Source organism: Streptomyces odontomachicola, assembly GCF_039605595.1.
Taxonomy (GTDB): domain Bacteria; phylum Actinomycetota; class Actinomycetes; order Streptomycetales; family Streptomycetaceae; genus Streptomyces.
Genome location: NZ_JBCFOK010000001.1, coordinates 155,084 through 172,231, shown reverse-complemented (window position 1 = coordinate 172,231; position 17,148 = coordinate 155,084). Strand labels below are relative to the sequence as shown.

Genomic DNA, 17,148 nt, shown 5'->3' with positions numbered 1-17,148 from the left:
AAACCCGCCCGACTTGCTGCTAATGTCGCTCGGACGTTCGTTGTCAGGTCGCTGACAGGGGGAACATGTCATTCGAGCAGGAGTGGGCGGAAATCAAAGCTGGCTCTACAAAAGAGTCAAACCCACACACTCGGCTCAACCAGACAGAGGATGGCAGCTACCATCCGGGGCGACAGGGCCCCAGGCTGCATGTCACGCCGTCCGTCTTGCGAAAACATGCCGCACGGACAGACAGGGTCCGGGGAGACTTCGCCGAAGCTGACAACAAGACCATGGCGGAGACGAGCCAAGTCCCCGGCTCGATGAAGGGCTTCAGCAGTGACGAAGCCCTCAAGCAGTTCATAGTGCGCTGGCGCAGTCAGATGAAGCACATGGACCAGATGTTCAGCGGCCTGGCAAAGAGCCTGCGCACCTCGGCTTCCGACTTCAAGGCCGTTGACGAGAAGCCCAGATTCGACAAGTAAGCCGGGCAGCAACAGCGAAGGGTACGGGGGATGGGGCTCGACTACCGCGCCGTCAAGGACGTTGACCTCAAGCCGCTCGGAGAAGCGGTAACGAAGTGGAAGAACCTTCCTGGTCAGTTCAGGGAGGTCGGCAATACGTTCCTCAGGTCTGTGAGCAGTCCGCTGCGGTCTTCCGACTGGGAGGGAGAAGCCGCCGACGCTGCCGCAGGAAGATGCTCGCAGGTGAGCTCCCAGATCGATGCGGCAGCGGAAGAGGCCGGGGACGTAGGCCGCCTTCTGTCCGATGCCTACGAAAAGTTCAAGTGGGCCAAGAGTGAACTGGAATCCATCGAGGCCGAAGTCGCCGGAGAGAGTGCGAGCTCCACAAACCGTCGCTACTTGAAACTCAACGGGTCTACGGGGACCGTCTATCTAGACCCACCTGAAGACGAGAAACATCAGTCTGCCGCCCTGCAAAAGTCGTTCCACGACACAATTACCGCCTATGAAAAACGTACTCAAAAGGCGATCGCTGTCGCTTCTGACGCCGACACCCAGTTGAAGACTGGACTGCTTACGGACCCCAACGGCACGGGCAAAGGCTTCTCGAGTGACGGGTACGAAAGTCTCGAGCAGGTCAAAAAGGCCACCGACCGGGACTCCAAGGAAGCCCTGCACCTTGCCAGGCTCGGCCCGAAAATGAACACCGAACAGTTGACGCGCCTCAACTCGCTCCTGGATAAACAGGAGAACAACCCGGTGTTTGCCGAAAGGTTCGCGACAGGTCTGGGCTCCAAGGGGACCATGAGATTCTGGTACGAGATGGCCAAGCCTGTCACGGAACAGAAGGGCCCCTACGGACGTACAGGAGACCTCCGCAGCAAACTGCGCCTGAAGCTCACCGGAAAGCTGCAGGATAATCTCGGGTCGACCTTGGCCCTTGCGACACACTCCAACTCAAGAGAAATGAAAGACTGGAAGAAGGAGGTGATCAACCTAGGAGACGAACGTTTCCTGGAGAAGCCAGCGGGCTACGGGGGCGCCCGGGGCCCTTACGGCTTCCAAGTTATGAGTAATCTCATGCGCGAGGGAAGCTACGACAAGGGCCTCCTCAACTCCTACGGCGACGCACTCCTGAAGAAAGACATGGAGGCGTACAACTCCGGCTATGAAAACAAGCCCTCAGAAAAATGGATTTCTGGGGGGCTGGAAGACTCCTACCATCTCAACTTCGGATTCAAGGACGATGCTGGCGAAGACCCGGTCACCGGCTTCATGGAGGCGCTCGGCCACAACCCCGATGCCTCCACCGACTTCTTGAAATCCAAAAGCAACTTCGACTACCTCATGGGGGATCGGGAGTGGCCTGAAGACGGCGATGTCGCCCACAGCGGGAAACATGCGAATGAAATAGCAGGCCATAGATCCCTTGCTCATGCCCTGCAATCGGCAACAACGGGGCACCCCTACGAGTATTCCCAGCTGGGCGCTCCTCCCCCGGCTCACACCGCAGATCAGGCCAAGGTTATGGAACGCTTCATCGATGGCGTATCCGACCGGCACGACAGCATCGAGATCAAACCCGGCATGCACGATGGCGTCGCCAAGGCCGTGGCCGAGTACACTCCGGACATTTTCCACCAGTTGCGGGACGGCAGCGGCAAGGACTTGTTCCCCATCAACGGAGCCTCACCAGACGTCGACCACACAGACGTCACACGGCTACTCGTAGACCTGGGCCAAGACCCGCAGGCCAAGGGGTACCTAACTCACGCTCAGAAGATCTACACCGCAGATGTCCTGGAGCACCATCTGTCAGGCGACAGTAATTACGGCGCCAGTGACCACCAGACGATTAAGGAAGTTCTCACTACCTCTGGTGAGATGTCCGGACAGCTTTCGATCGGGCAGCAGGAAGCTCTGGTTGGGCCCGCAGTCGTCAAGGATGCCGATTTTGATCAGGCCGTGCTGTCGACCCGAGCCTGGGCAGTCGGCGCTGCCGGATTCGCGGTCGGCGTGGGAACAGCTGGGGCGGCCAGCCCCCTCGAAGCCGCAGCGGTAACAGGAGTCGTGAACGGGGCAACAGGCACAGGAGGCGATGCAATCGACAGTCAGATCAGTTCGCACGATTCCGCAGCTGCGGCTGACGGCGCAGCTAAGCTCTACGAGAAGTCATACGACGCAGACATCGGCACCAACAAGGAGATCCTGGCTGCGATCGCCAAGAAGCACCCATCGGCGAGTTCCGGAGATTATGAAGGATGGGCCAATGACTTCTCGTCCGAAGGGTTTTCCAGGGCAGGCGACTGGGTGAGCCGCACTGCGCCGTACCTGGACTCGATGGACCAGGTGAAGACGTACAAGCGTGAGAGCGGCTAGGAGGTCGGGTGCTTCGGCGGAAGGTGAACGTCGCGTTGATCGGGGCGGGTTCGCTCGTGTTGGTCGGCGCGGCCTTCCTGGGTGGTGCGGTCTACGGCGCGGAGGAACCCCGGCCCATCGACCAGGCGGGGCCCCGTACATGCCAGCTCCTGACGGGTTCCGCAGAGGGCACTCCTGCCGTACTGCGCGAACTGGCCCCCGATTCACATTACTTCGCTGTGTCCGAGAAGCGCGCATCCGCCTCCCCCGAGGGCTTCACCTCCGGCGACTGTTCCATCACGGGAGACAGTAAGCCGCTGGCATCGGTGGAGCTCAGCCGGGACTCCGGCACGCGCGAGGACTGGGAAGAGCTCAACAAGCACCGGGACAAGCTGGCGGGCCGCGGCGCTGTGCGGAACGTCGATGACGGCTATTCGACGGCGACCACGGTCGCTCTGTACGTGCCGTGCGCGGCCAAGGGCGAGCCCGGCGCGCTGAGCGTGCGCGTCACCAGGGCGGAAAGCATGAGCGGAGACTCCCGGAAACCCATGCTCTCCCTGGCGAAGATGGCGGCCGAGGGAGCACGGTCGACTGCCTCCTGCGCGTAACCGGCACCGGGAAAGAACCACTGGAGACGAGGAGACCATGGCTCTGCGGCAGACCTCGCGCACCGTTCCGGCGGCAGCCGTCGCACTGCTCGTGCTGGCCGGTGCGTTCGCCGGCGGCATGGCCTATGCGCACAAAGGCCCGAAGACGTTCAGCGAACTCAGCAACAGCGGCTGCTCCCTGCTGGCCGGCGACGCCCGGAGCACGCTGGACAGTCTCGTACCGGAGGCCCACGCCTTCGCCGTGTCCGAGGACCAGGCCCGCGGGGGTGATCACGGCACCCACGTGGACAAGGGCCTGGACTCCCGCTGCCGGGTGCTGGCGGACGGGCGGACGGCGGTCACCGCCGAAGCCACGGACCGCACCACTTACGCGGACTTCGCCGACTGGGAGACGCGGAACACCCGGCGCATCGGGAAATCGGGCCGTGAGCGACTGCACGCTTTCGGCGGCGGCTACTCCACCCCCACCACTGCCGCGCTGTACGTACCGTGCAAGGCGAAGGACCCCGGCTCAGAACCCCGAACTCTCAGCGTTCTGGTCACCAGGGCCCCTGCCTTGAACGACGCACCGCGCAGCCCCATGGTGACGCTGGCCGAGAAGGCCGCACGCCAGGCGCAGACGGTGTCGTACTGCACGTGACTTCAACTCGGCCGCAGCGCGGCCAGTTGCTCCGCGAACGGCACGACCCCGTCCGGGTCGTACTCGTCGGCCGGCGGCGAAGCCGCCGCGCGCGGCAAACCGGCCATCAGCGCGGACAGTTCACCCGCCGCCCGCCCCACCCGCTCGCCGAGCAGCTCCGCCCCGCCCCAGTCCTCGGACGCGGCGTACACCCCTGTGGGAACGACCACCGCTCGCAGGTACGCGAACAGCGGGCGCATCGCGTGCTCCAGCACCAGGGAGTGGCGTGGCGACCCGCCGGTCGCCGCGACCAACACGGGCTTCCCCACCAGCGCATCCTTGTCCAGCACGTCGAAGAAGGACTTGAACAGCCCGCTGTACGAGGCCGAGAAGACCGGCGTGACCGCGATCAGCCCGTCGGCCCCGGCCACCGCGTCCAGCGCGGACCGCAGCGCCGGCCCGGGAAAGCCGGTCACCATGTTGTTGGCGATCTCCCCGGCGAGCTCCCGGAGCTCGACGACCCGCACCTCGACGGAGCCGGCCCGCTCCCGTACCGCCTCACTCAGCCGGTCCGCGAGCAGCCGCGTGGACGACGGCTCGCTCAGCCCGGCGGAGACGGCGACCAGCCGCAGCGTTCCCTCGCTCATGACGCGACCTCCTCGTTCTGCTCTGCCGCGGCGACCCGCGCCGCGTGCGTCGGCCCGTCCGGCACCTCGGCCGGACGCCCCTTCGCGAACTCCTTCCGCAGGACGGGGACGACCTCCTCGCCCAGCAGGTCGAGCTGCTCCAGCACCGTTTTCAGCGGCAGCCCCGCGTGGTCCATCAGGAAGAGCTGGCGCTGGTAGTCGCCGAAGGACTCGCGGAAGGTCATGGTCTTCTCCACGACCTCGGCCGGGCTGCCCACCGTCAGCGGCGTCTGCTCGGTGAACTCCTCCAGCGTCGGACCGTGCCCGTACACCGGCGCGTTGTCGAAGTACGGCCGGAACTCGCGCACCGCGTCCTGCGAGTTCTTGCGCATGAACGCCTGCCCGCCGAGCCCGACGTACGCCTGCTCGGGAGTGCCGTGCCCGTACTGCGCGTACCGCTTCCTGTAGAGCGTGATCAGCTTCTGGAAGTGCTCCTTCGGCCAGAAGATGTTGTTGGCGAAGAAGCCGTCGCCGTAGTACGCGGCCTGCTCGGCGATCTCGGGGCTGCGGATCGAGCCGTGCCAGACGAACGGCGGCACGCCGTCCATCGGCCGCGGCGTCGAGGTGAAGCCCTGCAGCGGCGTCCGGTGCCTGCCCTCCCAGTCCACGACGTCCTCGCGCCACAGCTTGTGCAGCAGCGCGTAGTTCTCGATCGCCAACGGGATGCCGTCCCTGATGTCCTTCCCGAACCAGGGGTAGACGGGCCCCGTGTTGCCGCGGCCCATCATCACGTCCACCCGGCCGTCCGCGAGGTGCTGCAGCATCGCGAAGTCCTCGGCGATCTTCACCGGGTCGTTCGTGGTGATCAGCGTGGTCGAGGTGGAGAGGATCAGCCGCTCGGTCTGCGCCGCGACGTAGCCGAGCATGGTGGTCGGCGAGGACGGCACGAACGGCGGGTTGTGGTGCTCGCCGGTCGCGAAGACGTCCAGGCCGACCTCCTCGGCCTTCTTCGCGATCGCGACCATGGCCTTGATCCGCTCGCGCTCGGTCGGGGTCCTGCCGGTGGTCGGGTCCGGCGTCACGTCGCCGACGCTGAAGAGCCCGAACTGCGTCCCGCCCTGGACTCCCGCCTGGGTCCCCGTCTGCTGCTGGATGCTGGTCACCCGTGCTCACCGCCTAAGTAGTTTACGGTTCAACCACCCCCGCAAACCCGTGCCGCGCCACACCTATTCCCGGCCGCGGACGATCGCCTTCCGCCGCAGGTCAGCGCCGCTCCACGGTAGGTCAGCCGCAGGTCAGCGCCATTCCACGGCAGGTCAGCCGCCGTTTCCCCGAGCGCGCGGCCCCTCAACCGCGCAGCGCTTCAACCGCGCGGAGCGCGCGCCGCCGCCGGCGCCCCGTCCAGCAGCTCGCGCCAGACCCGTACGCGGCCCGCCTCCACCGGCACGTCCCAGCCGCCGCGGCGCGCCGCACCCCCGATGTGGAAGGCGTCCACCCCGCAGGCCAGCAGGTCCGGCACGTGCTCCAGGCGCAGCCCGCCGCCGGCCAGGATGCGCGGCGCGTAGCCGTGCTCCCCCGCCACCGTGCGGCGCGCCTCCGCGCGCAGGACCTCGAGCCCCTCGTCGACCCCGGCCGCCGAGCCCGCGGTCAGATACGTATCGAGGCCGGGCAGCCCGGAGAGCAGCTCGCGCGCCGCTTCGCGGTCGGCGGCGCGGTCGATGGCGCGGTGGAAGGTCCAGCGGCAGCCCTCCAGCTCGGCGGCCAGCGCGTGCACGGCGGCCACGTCCGGCAGCCCGGCGCCGTCCAGGAAGCCGAGCACGAACTCCTCGGCCCCGGCCTCCCGCAGCTCCCCCGCGCGGGCGCGCAGCCGCTCCTGCTCCTCGGCGCTCCCCGCGGTGAAGCCGTCGGCCGCGCGCAGCATCACCCGTACGGGGATGTCCACGGCCTCGCGCACCGCGGCGAAGGTCTCGGCGGAGGGGGTGAGGCCGTCGGCGGCCATGTCGGTGACCAGTTCCAGCCGGTCGGCGCCGCCGGACTGCGCGGCCGCCGCGTCCTCGGCGTCCAGCGCGATCACTTCGAGGAGCGGGGGCGCGACGGGGTTCCCTGCCGGGTTCCCGGAAAGGGACATAATTGGTCTAGACATATTTCACAGCCTGCCATACCCCGGACGACCCTGGTAGACACCGATCTTGCGGAACACAATTGTCCGCATGGCTACGAGCGAGGCGCACCACGAGCACGGGGACATCCACGAGAGCCTGCTCTCCCGATGGACGGCGCTGCTCGTCAGCGCCCGCGGCGGAACGCCGGACCCCGACCCGGCCCCGTACGGGGAGAAGCTGCTGGAGCGCTGGTCCGAGCCCCAGCGCCGCTACCACTCGCTCGACCACCTCCTGCACGTGCTCAACCGCGTCGACGAGCTCGCCTCGCACACCCACGCGAGCGGTCCCCACTCGGGCATGGATGTGGACGCGGTGCTGCTCGCTGCGTGGTTCCACGACGCGGTCTACCGCCCGGACCGCAGCGAGAACGAGGAGCGCAGCGCCAACCTCGCCGAGCGCGCCCTGCCCGAGGCCGGCGTCTCCGACGAGCGCACGGCGGAGGTCGCCAGGCTGGTCAGGCTCACCGTCACGCACGACCCCGAGCCCGGCGACACCAACGGCGAGCTGCTGTGCGACGCGGACCTGGCGGTGCTGGCGGGCACGCCGGAGGAGTACGCGCGCTACGCCGCCGACGTCCGCGAGGAGTACGGCTTCGTGCCCGACGACGCCTTCCGCGCCGGCCGCTCCGACGTACTCCGCCAGCTCCTGGACCTCCCGCAGCTCTTCCGCACCTCCTACGCGTACGACAACTGGGAGCGCGTGGCCCGCCGCAATCTCGCGACCGAACTGGAGCTGCTGACAGGGGAGTGAGGGGCGCACCATGGGCCGCATGGAACTCATCGACGCATTCGACACCGCCTTCGCGGAGTTCGACGGGCTGGTGCACGAGATCGGCGACAGCCAGTGGGAGGGGCAGACGCCGTGCGAGGAGTGGTCCGTGCGCGATCTGCTCAACCACCTCACCAGCGAACACTTCTGGGCGCCGCACCTGCTGCGCGGGGAGACCCTGGAGCAGGTCGGCGACCGGTACGACGGCGACGTGCTGGGCGAGGACCCCGTGGACGCGTGGGCCCGCGCCTCCGCCGGCTCCTGGCGCGCCTTCCACACCGACGGCGCGCTCGACGGGCGGGTGCACGTGACAGGGGGCACGACGCCGGCTGAGGAGTACGGCTGGCAGATGACCACCGACCTCGCCGTGCACGGCTGGGACCTGGCGCGCGGCATCGGCGCGGGGCCCGGTCAGCAGGTGATCGACGAGGAGCTGGCGCGGACGCTGTACGAGCGGGTCGCGCCGCAGGCGGAGAGCTGGGCCTCGCTGGGGATCTTCGCCCCGCCGGTCACCCCGCCCGAGGGCGCGAGCCCCCAGGACAGGCTGGTCGCGCTGCTGGGACGCCGCCCGGCCTGAGCCTGAGCCGCCCGAGCCGTACGAACGCATCCGGACGAGATCACTCCGACAGGAATGTAGAGGCCCCCGTACCGGGTTGACGCCTTACATGCCTGCCGATCCCGTAGACACCCCTGACCACATACCCGTACCCGAATCCCAGCCCTCGACCGGCAGCGGGCGCATGCCACTCGCCGTGTACATGCTCGGCCTGGCGGTCTTCGCGCTCGGCACCTCCGAGTTCATGCTGTCCGGCATCCTGCAGCCGCTCGCCCGCGACATGGGCGTCTCGATCCCGCAGGCCGGGATGCTGATCTCCGCCTTCGCGATCGGCATGGTGGTGGGCGCCCCGCTGCTGGCCGCCGCCACGCTGCGGCTGCCGCGCCGCACCACGCTGATCGCGCTGCTCGCCGTCTTCGGCCTCTCCCAGGTCGCGGGCGCGGTGGCCCCCACGTACGGCGTCCTGTTCGTCTCCCGGGTGGTGGGCGCGCTCGCCTGCGCCGGGTTCTGGGCGGTCGGCGCCGCCGTCGCCGTCTCGCTGGTGCCGGTGACCGCGCGGGCCCGCGCGATGGCCGTGATGGTTGGCGGGCTGAGCGTCGCCAACATCGCGGGCGTGCCGGCCGGGTCCTTCCTGGGGCAGCACGCCGGGTGGCGGGCCGCGTTCTGGGCAGTGGCCGCGCTGTCCGCGATCGCGCTGGTCGGCGTCGTCACGCTGGTGCCCCGCACCCGGCCCGCGACCGGCGAGGACGCGCCCAGCCTGCGGCGCGAGGTACGGATCTACGCCGACAAGCAGGTGTGGCTGGCGCTGCTCACCATCGCGCTGAACGCGGGCGCCGTGTTCGCCGTCTTCTCCTACCTCGGCCCGCTGCTCACCAAGACGGCCGGGCTGCCGGAGAGCTGGGTGCCGACCGTGCTGGGGCTCTTCGGCCTCGGCGGGCTGATCGGCACCGCGATCGGCGGCCGCATCGCGGACGCGCACCTCTTCGGGACGATGTACGGGGGCATCGCGGCGTCCACCGTGGTGCTGGCGCTGCTGGCCGTCTTCACCTCGTACGCGCCCGCCGCGATCGCGCTGTCGCTGATGCTCGGGGTGACCGCCTTCACGACGGCGCCCGCGCTCAACGCGCGGATGTTCAACGTCGCGAGCGCCGCACCGACCCTCGCGGGCGCCACGACCACCGCGTCCTTCAACATCGGCAACACGGTGGGCCCGTGGCTCGGCGGCCTCGTGATCAGCGCGCACTGGGGGTACGGGGCGGTGGCCCTGACCGGGGCGGTGCTGGCGGGGCTCGGTGTGTGTGCGACGGCTGTGGCTTCGCGGGTGCAGCGCCGCGAGGCGCGCTCGCGACTCGTGGCCGGATCACATCCTGAGCCCGCCCATGTGAACGGCTGAGGGCCTGCGGCCCGGGCCCCGTCCCGCTGTGGTGGGGCGGGTGCCCGGGGCTGCGGTCCGCTGTGCCCACCCGTTCCGCCCCGCGGAACGATTGCCCACAGCTAATTGGATTTCAGTGGCGCTTCCCACGGCGCCGCAGGCCCGCCTCGTTCAGCCTGCGGACCAGTTCCTTGCTGCCCACCGGGACCGCTCCCGCCGCCAGGGCGTCCTCGTAGCGCGTGCTCGGTACGTCGTAGTGGTCGCCGTCGAAGGCGCGGGGCGGGCAGCCGACCGTCGCGGCGAACTCGTGCAGTTCCGCGAAGGACACGTCGCTGACCAGGTGTGACCACATCCGGCCGTGGCCGGGCCACTCGGGCGGGTCGATGTAGACGGTCATCGGTCAGATCCCCAGACCCTCAGAGCCGCTGTCCGAGTGCCCCCACCGGCGCCACCGAGGTGCTGGTCTTGGCGCACACCCAGTGCGGGTCCTCGCCCAGCTCGGGCTGGACGTCCAGCGCGTGCGGGTCCGAGCCCACGCACACCGGGCACAGCGGCCACCTCCCGTACCGGTCGAGAAGCGCGTCCTGCACGTCCTGGGCGATCAGCCCGTCCACGAAGGCGATGCCGTCCGGCCACTCGCCCACCCACCACCTGCGGTGGGTGACCGCCTCCTCGACGAGCGAGACCACGTCGGCGCGGCTCACATCGGTCGCCTGGAGATCGGCGAGCACGAGCGCACGCGCCGCGTGAAGTGCCTGCTCAAGCTGGTCCATATGTCAATTGCACCAGACGCGCGGGGCTTTCGGGGCCGCAGGGCACAGCCGGGGCCCGGCCACCGCGCACTCCGCCCCGCCTCTGCCCCGCCCCGGCCCCGCCCCGGCGGGTTCGGGACTTCCGAGGTCTTGACGCGCCCCCACCGCGAAAATAGCTTTCAGATGTGAGCAGCAATCTGAAGGAAACTTTCTCCAGCGAGGCGAGCGAGACGGCCGAGGCTGGAGAAGCAGGGGATTCCGAAAGCGGACACCACGGGCCCGGACCCCACGCGAGCGCCGCACACGGGGGCGGCGCTCGCTCCGCACGCGCCCACACCCCGCCCGCCCCCGGCGCCCTCGCCGCGAAAGTCCGTACGCTCGCGCCGTCCATGACCCGCTCCATGTACCGCGTCGCGGAGACCGTCGCGGGCGACCCCGCGGGCTGCGCCCAGCTCACCGTCACCGCGCTCGCCGAACGCACCGGCACCAGCGAGGCCACCGTCGTCCGCACCTCCCGGCTGCTCGGCTACCCCGGCTACCGCGACCTGCGCCTCGCCCTCGCCGGGCTCGCCGCGCAGCAGGCCAGCGGCGCCGCGCCCGCCGTCACCGCCGACATCGCCGTGGACGACCCGCTCGCCGACGTCGTCGCCAAGCTCGCGCACGACGAGCAGCAGACCCTCGCCGACACCGCCGCGGGCCTGGACACCGGCCAGCTCGAGGCCGCGGTCGCCGCGCTCACCTCGGCACGCCGCACCGATGTGTACGGGGTCGCCGCCTCGCACATCGTGGGCCAGGACCTCGCGCAGAAGCTGCTCCGCATCGGCCTCGTGGCCCACGCGCACGCCGACCCGCACCTCGCGGTGACCAACGCCGTGCAGCTCTGCCCCGGCGACGTGGCCGTGGCCATCACGCACTCCGGGCGCACCGAGGACGTCATCGAACCGCTCCGCGTCGCCTTCGACCACGGCGCCACCACCATCGCGCTGACAGGCCGCCCGGACGGCGAGATCGCGCAGTACGCGGACATCCTGCTGGCCACCTCCACGGCGCGCGAGAGCGAGCTGCGCCCCGCCGCCATGTCCAGCCGCACCAGCCAACTCCTGGTGGTGGACTGCCTGTTCGTGGGGGTGGCGCAGCGCACGTACGACCGCGCGGCGCCCGCGCTCTCCGCCTCGTACGAGGCACTGGCACACCGCCACAACCCCCGCTCCCGCTGACGACTCGCACCCCTCCCCGCACCTCCTCACCCCCCTCATCCCTCGTACGACAGGAAGCGCACATCCCCATGGCCATGCCCTCATCCGACGGCGACGGCGCGCTGCGCGCGCAGCTCGAGACCCTGACCACCGAGGCGTTCCGCAGCGAACTCGCCGAGATCGACCGGCTGCCGACCGCCGAGATCGCCCGGATCATGAACGGCGAGGACGCCACCGTTCCCGCCGCCGTGTCCGGGCAGCTTCCGCGGATCGCCGCGGCCGTGGACGCGATCGCCGGGCGGATGGCGCGCGGCGGGCGGCTGATCTACGCGGGCGCCGGTACGGCCGGACGGCTCGGCGTGCTGGACGCCAGCGAGTGCCCGCCCACCTTCAACACCGCTCCCGGGCAGGTCACGGGGCTGATCGCGGGCGGCCCCGACGCCATGGTCAGCTCCGTCGAGGGCGCCGAGGACAGCGCCGAGCTGGCCGCATCCGACCTGGACGCCATGGGCCTGACCGCCGAGGACACGGTGGTCGGCGTCTCCGCCTCGGGCCGCACCCCGTACGCGGTCGGCGCGGTCGAACACGGGCGCCGCGCGGGCGCGCTCACCGTCGGCCTGGCCTGCAACGCGGGGTCGCCGCTGGCCGCGGCCTCGGAGCACCCCATCGAGGTCGTGGTGGGGCCAGAGCTCCTCACCGGTTCCACGCGGCTCAAGTCCGGCACCGCGCAGAAGCTGGTGCTGAACATGCTCTCCACCATCACCATGATCCGGCTCGGCAAGACGTACGGGAACCTGATGGTGGACGTGCGGGCCTCGAACGAGAAGCTGCGGGCCCGCTCCCGCCGCATCGTCGCGCTCGCCACCGGCGCCGACGAGGAGACCGTCGAGCGCGCGCTGCGCGAGGCGGACGGCGAGGTGAAGAACGCCATCCTCGTCATCCTCGGCGAGGTGGACGGCCCGACCGCGGCCCGCCTCCTGGAACGCGAACACGGCCACCTCCGCGCGGCCCTGGCCACGGCCCCGGCCGACACGGCCTGAGCTCCCTCTCCCGTACGACCTCTCCGTACGGGATCCGCACCCTCATCGACGACTCAACGAAGAGCGACGCACATGAGCACCAACGGCAACAGCAGCGGCAGTGACCGCAGCAATCAGAACCGCGAGATCGCCGAGGCGATCCTCCCCCTCGTCGGCGGCCCGGAGAACGTCACCTCCGTCGACCACTGCATGACCCGGATGCGCCTCGGCCTCGCCGACCGCTCCCTCGTACAGGAGGCGGCGCTGCGCGCGCTGCCGGACGTGATGGGCGTGGTCGAGGACGACACGTACCAGATCGTGCTGGGCCCGGGGAAAGTCGCCCGCGTGACACCGGAGTTCGCGGCGCTGACGACGGGGGCGCCCGGTGCCGATGCGTCCCCCGCCGAGGAGACCACCCACCCCAAGACGGCCGAGGAGCTGGCCGCCGAGGGCGAAGCGATCCGCGCGGCCCGCAAGCAGAAGAACGCGACCCCGGTGAAGCTCATGCTGCGCCGCATCGCGAACATCTTCGTCCCCCTCATCCCCGCGCTGATCGGCTGCGGCATCGTCGCGGGCATCAACGGCCTGCTCACCAACGCCGGCTGGCTCCCCGGACTGTCCCCCGCGCTGGGCGCGGTCGCCTCCGGATTCATGACGCTGATCCCGGTGTTCGTCGGCTACAACACCGCGAAGGAGTTCGGCGGCACGCCCGTGCTGGGCGGCGCGGTCGCGGGCGTCATCGTCTTCGCCGGCGTCGAACAGGTCACCGTCTTCGGCCAGAAGCTCGCGCCGGGGCAGGGGGGCGTGCTGGGCGCGCTGTTCGCCGCGCTGCTCGCGGTGTACGTGGAGAAGTGGTGCCGCAGGTGGGTGCCCGAGGCCGTCGACGTCCTGGTCACCCCGACCCTGACCGTCCTGGTCTCCGGACTGGTCACCCTCTACGGCCTGATGTACGTGTGCGGCGAGCTGTCCACCGGCATCGGCCACCTCGCCAACTGGCTGCTCCAGCACGGCGGAGCGGGCGCCGGATTCGTCCTCGGCGGCCTCTTCCTCCCCCTCGTGATGCTCGGCCTGCACCAGGCCCTGATCCCGATCCACACCACGCTGATCGAGCAGGACGGCTTCACCGTGCTGCTGCCGATCCTCGCCATGGCGGGCGCGGGCCAGGTCGGCGCGGCCATCGCGATCCTGCTGAAGGTGCGCCGCAACGCCTCCCTCCGCAAGACGATCCGCTCGGCGCTCCCCGCCGGCTTCCTGGGCATCGGCGAACCCCTGATCTACGGCGTCTCCCTCCCCCTCGGCCGCCCCTTCATCACCGCCTGCGTGGGCGGCGCGTTCGGCGGCGGCGTGGTCGGCGCCTTCTACCAGCTCGGCACCTCGGTCGGCGCCACCGCCATCGGCCCCTCGGGCTGGGCCCTCTTCCCCCTCCTCAAGGGCAACCAGCCCCTGGGCCAGGTGGCCACGGTCTACGGCCTGGGCCTCCTCGCCGGCTACGCGACAGGCTTCCTCGCCACCTACTTCTTCGGCTTCAACAGACAGATGCTGGCCGAGCTGAACGCGCCGGAAGAGGAGCCTGCGGAGGAGCCCCAGGAGGACCCGGCCCCGCCGCCCGAGGACAAGCCGCACGCGTTGGCCAAGCCGTAGACAGTGCCCGCCACTCGTTCTGGTGAAGGCCGCACCGAGTGCGCGAGGGTGCTGCGCCCACCCGACAAAGATCCCGCCCATGGAATCCGAGCACGAAGCGCTCGTGCACAAGCAGTCCTGCTCACGCGAAGGCGGCTACACGGCCGACGACTTGGACCAGCTCCCCGGCCTCCGCGCGCACACGGAGCTGATCGACGGGAGCCTCGTCCCCAGACAGCCGCAGAACATGTTCCACATGCGCACCGTCACCGCGCTGGAACAGCACCTCATCCGCCGCACCCCAGCAGAGCTGGAAGTCATCCGCGAAATGACGGTGACCCTCGACCGCCGCAACCGCCCCGAGCCGGACCTCATGCTGGTGCGGGCCGACGCCGACACGGGGCTCGACCAGACCACGTACCACCCCGAGGACGTCCTCCTGGCCGTCGAGGTCGCATCCCCCGACTCCGTCGCACGGGACCGCGGCGCCAAGCCTCAGAAATACGCCGCGGCAGGCATCCGGCACTTCTGGCGCGTGGAGAACGACGAGGGTCGCCCCATCGTCTACGTCTACGAGCTGGACCCCGCCAAGAACGAGTACGTCCCCACCGGCATCCACCACGACCAGCTCAAGCTCACCGAGCCGTTCCCGATCGACGTCGACCTGAACGAGATCCGCGCGGGCCGCGCCCGCTAATCGCCATACAACGCCGAGGGCGGCGCCCCCTCGCGGGGAGCGCCGCCCTCGGTTCGACTGCTGGCGCAGTCCGTACGGAATCCGTACGGCAGCGGATCAGAAGTCCATGCCGCCCATGCCGCCGGCGGCACCGGCGTCGGCGCCAGCGGCGGCCTTCTCCGGCTTGTCGGCGATGACGGCCTCGGTGGTGAGGAAGAGCGCCGCGATGGAGGCGGCGTTCTGCAGCGCGGAGCGCGTCACCTTGGCCGGGTCGATGATGCCTTCCTTGACCAGGTCCACGTACTCGCCGGAGGCGGCGTTGAGGCCGTGGCCCGGGGTCAGGTTGCGCACCTTCTCGACGATGACGCCGCCCTCGAGGCCGGCGTTCACGGCGATCTGCTTGAGCGGGGCCTCCAGCGCGAACTTCACGGCCTGCGCACCGGTCGCCTCGTCGCCCTCGAGCTCCAGCTTCTCGAACGCGGAGGACGCCTGCAGCAGGGCCACGCCACCGCCGGCGACGATGCCCTCCTCGACGGCCGCCTTCGCGTTGCGCACGGCGTCCTCGATGCGGTGCTTGCGCTCCTTGAGCTCGACCTCGGTGGCGGCACCGGCCTTGATGACGGCCACGCCGCCGGCCAGCTTCGCCAGGCGCTCCTGGAGCTTCTCGCGGTCGTAGTCCGAGTCGCTGTTCTCGATCTCGGCGCGGATCTGGTTGACCCGGCCCTGGACCTGCTCGCTGTCACCGGCACCGTCGACGATGGTGGTCTCGTCCTTGGTGATGACGACCTTGCGGGCGCGGCCCAGCAGCTCAAGACCGGCGTTCTCCAGCTTGAGGCCGACCTCCTCGGAGATGACCTGGCCGCCGGTGAGGATGGCGATGTCGCCGAGCATGGCCTTGCGGCGGTCGCCGAAGCCCGGGGCCTTCACGGCGACGGACTTGAAGGTGCCGCGGATCTTGTTCACCACGAGGGTGGACAGGGCCTCGCCCTCGACGTCCTCCGAGATGATCAGCAGCGGCTTGCCCGACTGCATGACCTTCTCCAGCAGCGGAAGGAGGTCCTTCACGTTGCTGATCTTGGAGTTGACGATGAGGATGTACGGGTCCTCGAGCTCCGCCTCCATGCGCTCCATGTCGGTGGCGAAGTAGGCGGAGATGTAGCCCTTGTCGAAGCGCATGCCCTCGGTGAGCTCCAGCTCGAGCCCGAAGGTCTGCGACTCCTCGACGGTGATGACGCCTTCCTTGCCGACCTTGTCCATGGCCTCGGCGATCAGCTCGCCGATCTGCGAGTCGGCGGCGGAGATGGAGGCGGTGGAGGCGATCTGCTCCTTGGTCTCCACGTCCTTGGCCTGCTCCAGCAGCGCGCCGGAGACGGCCTCGGTGGCCTTCTCGATGCCGCGCTTCAGCGCCATCGGGTTGGCACCGGCGGCGACGTTCCGCAGGCCCTCCTTGACCAGCGCCTGCGCCAGGACGGTCGCGGTCGTCGTGCCGTCACCGGCGACGTCGTCCGTCTTCTTCGCGACCTCCTTGACCAGCTCGGCGCCGATCTTCTCGTACTCGCCCTCGAGCTCGATCTCCTTGGCGATGGAGACACCGTCGTTGGTGATGGTGGGGGCGCCCCACTTCTTCTCCAGCACGACGTTGCGGCCCTTGGGCCCGAGGGTGACCTTTACGGCGTCGGCGAGCTGGTTCATACCGCGCTCAAGGCCGCGCCGCGCCTCCTCGTCGAACGCGATGATCTTGGCCATGTGAAGTGGTCCTCCCGGACTGGGGGTGGATTACTCCGGACCGCGCTGGCGCCCGCGACGGACGGCCTCCGGACCTGGCGGTTCCTTCCCCACCGGGTCCAGCGGGCCTCACCGACCCGGTCCTTCCCTGGCACTCTCCGGTGGAGACTGCCAACGCCAATGATTAGCACTCGACCCCTATGAGTGCAAGGTGCTCACCTTTCCGAGAGATGTGCGCCCGGCCCCTCCTCCGACCCCCGCCCGGCGCGTGGCCACCGCCAGGGGCGGTGGTCGGGCGACGGGCGGGCGCAAGGCCCTTCGCGCGAGGGAGTGCTACGGCCCAGCCAATCCGCGAGCCCCCGCCCCGAGTTGCCCCGCACAACGCTGAGGGGGCGCCCCCGCCGCAGCGGAAGCGCCCCCTCGTGACGTTGCGAAGATCAACCGGTCACGCGGACCATGTCCGCCTGCGGTCCCTTCTGACCCTGCGAGATCTCGAACTCGACCCGCTGTCCTTCGTCCAGGGTGCGGTACCCGTCCATCTGGATCGCGCTGTAGTGGACGAACACGTCCGCACCACCGTCGACCGCGATGAAGCCGTACCCCTTCTCCGCGTTGAACCACTTGACGGTGCCCTGAGCCATTCCTAAC

General features: G+C 69.6%; 18 protein-coding genes. 11 read left to right on the top strand and 7 right to left on the bottom strand.

The features are described 5' to 3' along the window. Positions 1–65: 65 nt before the first annotated feature. The 4 genes from ABEE00_RS00925 to ABEE00_RS00910 are packed head-to-tail and all read left to right on the top strand — an operon-like array spanning position 66 to position 4,049. Positions 66–464 carry a WXG100 family type VII secretion target gene (locus tag ABEE00_RS00925; RefSeq protein ID WP_345743206.1) on the top strand — a complete coding sequence of 133 codons (399 nt, stop codon included), beginning with the start codon at positions 66–68 and terminating at the stop codon, positions 462–464. Between the two features lie 30 nt (positions 465–494). Then, complete coding sequence (locus tag ABEE00_RS00920; RefSeq protein WP_345743205.1) at positions 495–2,822, top strand: DUF6571 family protein; 2,328 nt, start codon at positions 495–497, stop codon at positions 2,820–2,822. Between the two features lie 8 nt (positions 2,823–2,830). Then, complete coding sequence (locus tag ABEE00_RS00915; RefSeq protein WP_345743204.1) at positions 2,831–3,409, top strand: hypothetical protein; 579 nt, start codon at positions 2,831–2,833, stop codon at positions 3,407–3,409. A 37-nt stretch (positions 3,410–3,446) separates the two neighbouring features. Further along, positions 3,447–4,049, top strand: coding sequence for a hypothetical protein (locus ABEE00_RS00910; protein ID WP_345743203.1), 603 nt, complete (start codon positions 3,447–3,449; stop codon positions 4,047–4,049). Positions 4,050–4,051: 2 nt separating this feature from the next. On the opposite strand, the gene ABEE00_RS00905 is transcribed toward ABEE00_RS00910, so the two are convergent. The 3 genes from ABEE00_RS00905 to ABEE00_RS00895 form a co-directional block, all read right to left on the bottom strand. Next, positions 4,052–4,660 (bottom strand): FMN reductase, encoded by a 609-nt coding sequence (locus tag ABEE00_RS00905; protein ID WP_451918481.1) that lies wholly within the window; start codon positions 4,658–4,660, stop codon positions 4,052–4,054. Between the two features lie 11 nt (positions 4,661–4,671). Then, entirely contained in the window at positions 4,672–5,817 is a 1,146-nt protein-coding gene (locus ABEE00_RS00900) for an LLM class flavin-dependent oxidoreductase (protein ID WP_451918467.1), read from the bottom strand. Between the two features lie 200 nt (positions 5,818–6,017). Next, entirely contained in the window at positions 6,018–6,797 is a 780-nt protein-coding gene (locus ABEE00_RS00895) for a copper homeostasis protein CutC (RefSeq protein ID WP_345743201.1), read from the bottom strand. Positions 6,798–6,864: 67 nt separating this feature from the next. On the opposite strand from ABEE00_RS00895, the gene ABEE00_RS00890 reads away from it, so the two are divergent. The 3 genes from ABEE00_RS00890 (at position 6,865) to ABEE00_RS00880 (ending at position 9,533) form a co-directional block, all read left to right on the top strand. Continuing rightward, positions 6,865–7,566, top strand: coding sequence for an HD domain-containing protein (locus ABEE00_RS00890; RefSeq protein WP_345743200.1), 702 nt, complete (start codon positions 6,865–6,867; stop codon positions 7,564–7,566). A 19-nt stretch (positions 7,567–7,585) separates the two neighbouring features. Next, the gene (locus ABEE00_RS00885; protein WP_345743199.1) at positions 7,586–8,161 is read left to right on the top strand and encodes a TIGR03086 family metal-binding protein; all 576 of its coding nucleotides are present in this window, start codon (positions 7,586–7,588) and stop codon (positions 8,159–8,161) included. Positions 8,162–8,324: 163 nt separating this feature from the next. Continuing rightward, positions 8,325–9,533, top strand: coding sequence for a Cmx/CmrA family chloramphenicol efflux MFS transporter (locus ABEE00_RS00880; protein ID WP_345743198.1), 1,209 nt, complete (start codon positions 8,325–8,327; stop codon positions 9,531–9,533). 112 nt (positions 9,534–9,645) lie between these two features. Here ABEE00_RS00880 and ABEE00_RS00875 read toward each other — a convergent pair whose 3' ends face one another. Further along, positions 9,646–9,909 (bottom strand): DUF4031 domain-containing protein, encoded by a 264-nt coding sequence (locus ABEE00_RS00875; protein WP_345743197.1) that lies wholly within the window; start codon positions 9,907–9,909, stop codon positions 9,646–9,648. Between the two features lie 19 nt (positions 9,910–9,928). Next, positions 9,929–10,285, bottom strand: a complete 357-nt coding sequence (locus ABEE00_RS00870; RefSeq protein WP_345743196.1) for a hypothetical protein — start codon at positions 10,283–10,285, stop codon at positions 9,929–9,931. Between the two features lie 164 nt (positions 10,286–10,449). Here ABEE00_RS00870 and ABEE00_RS00865 point away from each other — a divergent pair, with 164 nt between their 5' ends. From ABEE00_RS00865 to ABEE00_RS00850, 4 genes are all read left to right on the top strand, one after another. Then, positions 10,450–11,481: a MurR/RpiR family transcriptional regulator gene (locus ABEE00_RS00865; RefSeq protein WP_451918466.1), complete on the top strand. Its 1,032-nt coding sequence runs from the start codon at positions 10,450–10,452 to the stop codon at positions 11,479–11,481. A gap of 74 nt (positions 11,482–11,555) precedes the next feature. Next, the gene (murQ, locus tag ABEE00_RS00860) at positions 11,556–12,500 is read left to right on the top strand and encodes an N-acetylmuramic acid 6-phosphate etherase (protein WP_345743519.1); all 945 of its coding nucleotides are present in this window, start codon (positions 11,556–11,558) and stop codon (positions 12,498–12,500) included. 72 nt (positions 12,501–12,572) lie between these two features. After that, positions 12,573–14,120 carry a PTS transporter subunit EIIC gene (locus ABEE00_RS00855; RefSeq protein WP_345743195.1) on the top strand — a complete coding sequence of 516 codons (1,548 nt, stop codon included), beginning with the start codon at positions 12,573–12,575 and terminating at the stop codon, positions 14,118–14,120. 79 nt (positions 14,121–14,199) lie between these two features. After that, positions 14,200–14,796: a Uma2 family endonuclease gene (locus ABEE00_RS00850; protein ID WP_345743194.1), complete on the top strand. Its 597-nt coding sequence runs from the start codon at positions 14,200–14,202 to the stop codon at positions 14,794–14,796. Positions 14,797–14,892: 96 nt separating this feature from the next. On the opposite strand, the gene groL is transcribed toward ABEE00_RS00850, so the two are convergent. Together groL and ABEE00_RS00840 are read right to left on the bottom strand one after the other, a co-directional pair. Beyond that, positions 14,893–16,521 carry a chaperonin GroEL gene (groL, locus tag ABEE00_RS00845; RefSeq protein ID WP_345743193.1) on the bottom strand — a complete coding sequence of 543 codons (1,629 nt, stop codon included), beginning with the start codon at positions 16,519–16,521 and terminating at the stop codon, positions 14,893–14,895. 416 nt (positions 16,522–16,937) lie between these two features. Continuing rightward, a complete protein-coding gene (locus tag ABEE00_RS00840; RefSeq protein ID WP_016472377.1) occupies positions 16,938–17,141 on the bottom strand; it encodes a cold-shock protein in 204 nt (67 codons plus the stop codon). Positions 17,142–17,148 lie beyond the last annotated feature (7 nt).

What these genes read in the sequence shown, in the direction of transcription:
- ABEE00_RS00925 (WP_345743206.1), top strand. Translation starts at nt 66, where the DNA reads ATGTCATTCGAGCAGGAGTGGGCGGAAATCAAAGCTGGCTCTACAAAA.
- ABEE00_RS00920 (WP_345743205.1), top strand. Translation starts at nt 495, where the DNA reads ATGGGGCTCGACTACCGCGCCGTCAAGGACGTTGACCTCAAGCCGCTC.
- ABEE00_RS00910 (WP_345743203.1), top strand. Translation starts at nt 3,447, where the DNA reads ATGGCTCTGCGGCAGACCTCGCGCACCGTTCCGGCGGCAGCCGTCGCA.
- ABEE00_RS00895 (WP_345743201.1), bottom strand. Translation starts at nt 6,797, where the DNA reads ATGTCTAGACCAATTATGTCCCTTTCCGGGAACCCGGCAGGGAACCCC.
- ABEE00_RS00890 (WP_345743200.1), top strand. Translation starts at nt 6,865, where the DNA reads ATGGCTACGAGCGAGGCGCACCACGAGCACGGGGACATCCACGAGAGC.
- ABEE00_RS00885 (WP_345743199.1), top strand. Translation starts at nt 7,586, where the DNA reads ATGGAACTCATCGACGCATTCGACACCGCCTTCGCGGAGTTCGACGGG.
- ABEE00_RS00880 (WP_345743198.1), top strand. Translation starts at nt 8,325, where the DNA reads ATGCCACTCGCCGTGTACATGCTCGGCCTGGCGGTCTTCGCGCTCGGC.
- ABEE00_RS00875 (WP_345743197.1), bottom strand. Translation starts at nt 9,909, where the DNA reads ATGACCGTCTACATCGACCCGCCCGAGTGGCCCGGCCACGGCCGGATG.
- ABEE00_RS00870 (WP_345743196.1), bottom strand. Translation starts at nt 10,285, where the DNA reads ATGGACCAGCTTGAGCAGGCACTTCACGCGGCGCGTGCGCTCGTGCTC.
- murQ (WP_345743519.1), top strand. Translation starts at nt 11,556, where the DNA reads ATGCCCTCATCCGACGGCGACGGCGCGCTGCGCGCGCAGCTCGAGACC.
- ABEE00_RS00855 (WP_345743195.1), top strand. Translation starts at nt 12,573, where the DNA reads ATGAGCACCAACGGCAACAGCAGCGGCAGTGACCGCAGCAATCAGAAC.
- ABEE00_RS00850 (WP_345743194.1), top strand. Translation starts at nt 14,200, where the DNA reads ATGGAATCCGAGCACGAAGCGCTCGTGCACAAGCAGTCCTGCTCACGC.
- groL (WP_345743193.1), bottom strand. Translation starts at nt 16,521, where the DNA reads ATGGCCAAGATCATCGCGTTCGACGAGGAGGCGCGGCGCGGCCTTGAG.
- ABEE00_RS00840 (WP_016472377.1), bottom strand. Translation starts at nt 17,141, where the DNA reads ATGGCTCAGGGCACCGTCAAGTGGTTCAACGCGGAGAAGGGGTACGGC.